The following is a 945-nucleotide window of genomic DNA, read 5'->3' on the forward strand; positions in this document are numbered from 1 at the left end:
CGTTACCCATAAGTTTGAAAAAAAACATTCTCATAACATTTATAACCCTTCTGACCTTATTTGGATGTAATCAGATGAAAGATATTGACACAATCTCTGATAGGCCCAAAATCGAAATTTATTTTTTAAAAGAACGGATTTTCTCAAAAGATGGTACCGAATTGCAAGCCGATTGGTTTAATATGAAAGAAATTGAAAAAGACAGTTCTAAGCTTAAAATGCTTAAAGAGATATTTAAATATGAACGCTTTGACACAATAACAAAAAATCCAATTTATGCTGGTAGTTACAATGCAACGGAAAGTGATTTAATGGATTTGCCGTTTATTTTTGATGATGAAATAATTAGCTTCGATTTTAAAACAAGTAAAATTGAATTAAGTCCGAGTGCGGTTAAAAAATTATGGGAATTTTTCCCAGATGGTTTATATAGTACCCAATTCGCTATTACGGCAAACGGAAAACCTATTTTGACAGGTTATTTTTACAACGTCCACGCTTCTGCTTATGTTAAGCACTTTTTCATCGTAAATAGAAGTGAAAATTATTGGGATTGGGAAAGGTATAATCCTGACAAAAAAGTACGTACGGAATTTATTGAAAATGAATTTTTTAAAATAGAATACAATCCAAATTCTGAATTTTTCGGTCAAATTGAAAAATATGAATTCGAACAGAATACTGAATTTTATAATGCGTTTAAACTAAGCGGAAGGATTGCGGAGTAAACCTATGGGTAACACCGTATAAAGCCAATGGCGAGTTTTGTGAACTCCCCAAGCCTGTCATTACAAAAAATCCTATCTTTAATTCCGAATAAACTTGTAAACGGCTTCGCCGTGGCTTCCGAGTCGCACGCGTCGACGCCGCTGCCAACATTTGCTCCGAAAATTTGGTTGAGCCACAGCGAGCCAAGGACCGCCACTGGCATTATACAAACACGTT

The 945-nt window shown here is 34.7% G+C and carries 2 protein-coding genes; one reads left to right on the top strand and one right to left on the bottom strand.

Translation table 11 applies throughout. The features are described 5' to 3' along the window. Positions 1–728, top strand: a 728-nt coding sequence (locus ACY2RU_RS17595; RefSeq protein ID WP_490139793.1) for a hypothetical protein, incomplete at its 5' end; no start/stop codon positions are given. A 2-nt stretch (positions 729–730) separates the two neighbouring features. Here the strand turns inward: ACY2RU_RS17595 and ACY2RU_RS17600 are convergent. Then, positions 731–945, bottom strand: a 215-nt coding sequence (locus ACY2RU_RS17600) for a hypothetical protein (RefSeq protein ID WP_490139794.1), incomplete at its 5' end; no start/stop codon positions are given.

It is taken from the genome of Ulvibacter sp. 2305UL32-6, from assembly GCF_058148545.1.